General features: G+C 58.6%; 3 protein-coding genes. All 3 read left to right on the forward strand.

Going from position 1 to position 2,950, the window contains the following annotated elements:
• A partial coding sequence (atpA, locus tag ARB69_RS25350) for a F0F1 ATP synthase subunit alpha (protein WP_055155392.1) occupies window positions 1–1,197 on the forward strand: 1,197 nt, incomplete at its 5' end.
• Window positions 1,190–2,065, forward strand: coding sequence for an ATP synthase F1 subunit gamma (atpG, locus tag ARB69_RS25355; RefSeq protein WP_055155393.1), 876 nt, complete (start codon window positions 1,190–1,192; stop codon window positions 2,063–2,065). The genes atpA and atpG, both read left to right, overlap by 8 nt.
• Window positions 2,049–2,950: F0F1 ATP synthase subunit beta (gene atpD, locus ARB69_RS25360; protein WP_070102575.1), on the forward strand; the 902-nt coding region annotated here is incomplete at its 3' end. The genes atpG and atpD, both read left to right, overlap by 17 nt.

Below are 2,950 nucleotides of genomic sequence, written 5' to 3' on the forward strand. Positions count from 1 at the left end.
GTCGTGAACCCGCTGGGTGAGCCCATTGACGGGAAGGGCCCGGTAGAGACGGATAAGACGCGGCCCATCGAGAGCCCGGCGCCGGGGGTGCTGCAGAGGAAGTCAGTGCACCAGCCGCTGCAGACGGGCATCAAGGCGATTGACGCCATGATCCCCATCGGAAAGGGGCAGCGGGAACTGATCATCGGGGACCGCCAGACGGGAAAGACGGCCATCGCCATTGATACCATCATGAACCAGAAGGGCAAGGACGTGATCTGCATCTATGTGGCCATCGGCCAGAGAAAGTCGACCATCGCGCAGCTGGTGAAGACGCTGGAAGACCGGGATGCGATGCGCTATACCATCATCGTGTCGGCGACGGCCAGCGACGTGGCGCCGCTGCAGTACATAGCGCCCTATGCAGGGTGTGCGATGGGGGAGGAATTCATGTATGAAGGGAAAGATGTCCTGATCGTATATGACGACCTGTCCAAACACGCGGTGGCATACCGTGCCATGTCCCTGCTGCTGAGGCGCCCGCCAGGACGAGAGGCGTACCCGGGGGATGTCTTTTACCTGCACAGCCGTCTGCTGGAGCGCTCCGCGAAGCTCTCCGATGAGCTGGGCGGGGGTTCCATTACGGCGCTGCCGATCATCGAGACCCAGGCAGGGGACGTGTCGGCGTATATCCCGACCAACGTCATCTCCATCACGGACGGCCAGATCTTCCTGGAGTCGGAACTGTTCTTCTCGGGCCAGAGACCCGCGGTAAACGCCGGGATCTCGGTGTCACGGGTAGGGGGCAGCGCCCAGATCAAGGCCATGAAGAAGGTGGCGGGAACGATCAAGCTGATGCTGGCGCAGTACCGGGAGCTGAAAGGGTTCTCGCAGTTTGGGTCAGACATTGACAAGGATACCAAAGAGCGGCTGGAGAACGGCATGCTCCTGATGGAGATCCTGAAGCAGGGGCAGTACCAGCCGGTTGCGGTGGAACACCAGGTCATGATCATTTATGCGGCAGTAAAAGGGCATCTGGCGGGCATTGCGCCAAGCCAGGTGAAGCGGTTTGAAAAGGAACTGTACCAGTACATGGATACGAATTACCCCCATGTGGGGAAAGCCATTGCGGATACAGGGAAACTGGAAGCGGAGACAGAGGAACAGCTTTTGAAGGGCATAGAAGAATGCAGGAAGGCGGGTAGATTCGATGGCTGACCAGATGCAGGCGATTAAGCGCAGGATGAAAAGCGTCAGCAGCACGGAGAGGATCACCAATGCCATGAAACTGGTTTCCGCAGCGAAACTGAAGCAGGCAACGAACCGGTTCGACTATATCCGGAAACACCTGGAGGAGGAAAAGCGGCTTTACGGGCAGGTCCTGCGTACCGAGGAGGGGGTGCCGGAAGTGTACCTGGAACCAAGGGACGGGGAAACGCTGTACCTCCTGCTCACCAGCAGCAAAGGGCTGTGCGGGAGCTACAATACCTCCATCACGAAGGCGGCGGGGCAGATCGCAGAGGAAGAAAAGGGCAGCTGCTGTTTCGCGGCCCTGGGGACAAAGGGAAAAGAGTTCTGCATCCGGGAAGGCCTGGAGATGCTGGAGACGGAGCGGGAGCAGATGGATGAGATGGGGTACGAGGAAGCGTACCGGCTCTCAGGGGAAGTGCTGGAGCTGTACCGGGAAGGCCGTTTTACAAGCATCCGGGTGCTGTATGCTTCCTACCTGAACTCGATTTCCCATGAGGTGAAGGCGGCCCCGGTGTTCCCGCTGGAGGCAGGGGGGCAGGCAGGGGACTGTGACCTGACCCTGATGGAATACGAACCGGCCGGGCGGGAGCTGTTTGACAGCCTGGCGCAGGAGTACCTGGCTTTGTACCTGTACAGTGCAATCGCGGAGGCGACCTTGTGCGAGCATTCGGCGCGCAGGATTGCGATGAAGAATGCCAGCGACAGTGCCAACGAGATGCTGACAGAATTATCTATTTACTATAACAGAGCGAGACAGGCGGCGATTACCAGTGAGATCATTGAGATCATCGCCGGCTCGGAGGCTCAGAAATTAAGAGGTGAGGCAATTGAATAAAGGAATCATTCAACAGATTATCGGACCGGTTATTGATATTAAGTTTGATGAGGAACAGATGCCGAATCTTCTTAATGCAATACATATCGAGCAAAACGGAAAGACCATTGTAGCAGAGGTGGAACAGCACATTGGTGCGGATCAGGCCCGGTGTATTGCCCTTTCATCCACGGATGGGATGTACCGGGGGATGGAAGCGACCGACACGGGGGAGCCGATCAAGGTCCCGGTCGGGAAAGAAGTATTAGGGCGCCTGTTCAATGTGCTGGGCGAGACGATTGACGNGAAGGGCGCCGTAGAGGCGGAGCGTTACGATGCGATCCACCGCCCGGCGCCGGACTATAAGGACCAGGACACGTCTTCTGTGATCTTTGAGACCGGGATCAAGGTCATTGACCTGCTGGCCCCTTACACAAAAGGGGGGAAGGTCGGCCTGTTCGGGGGAGCGGGGGTAGGGAAGACCGTGCTGATCCAGGAGCTGATCAACAACATCGCCAAGGAACACGGCGGGATCTCTGTGTTTGCAGGGGTAGGCGAGCGTACCAGGGAAGGGAACGACCTGTATTATGAGATGCAGGAATCCGGGGTTATCGATAAGACGGCCATGGTATTCGGGCAGATGAATGAGCCGCCGGGAGCCAGGATGCGCGTGGCGCTGACGGGGCTGACCATGGCGGAGCATTTCCGGGACAGGGAGCACCAGGACGTGCTGCTGTTCATTGACAACATTTTCCGTTTCACCCAGGCGGGGTCGGAAGTATCGGCGCTTTTGGGGCGCGTGCCCTCTGCGGTAGGCTACCAGCCCACCCTGGCAACGGAGATGGGGGCGCTGCAGGAGCGGATCACGTCCACGAGGGACGGTTCCATCACCTCGGTGCAGGCCGT

The organism is Faecalicatena contorta (assembly GCF_001404335.1).
Lineage (GTDB): Bacteria > Bacillota > Clostridia > Lachnospirales > Lachnospiraceae > Faecalicatena > Faecalicatena contortus_B.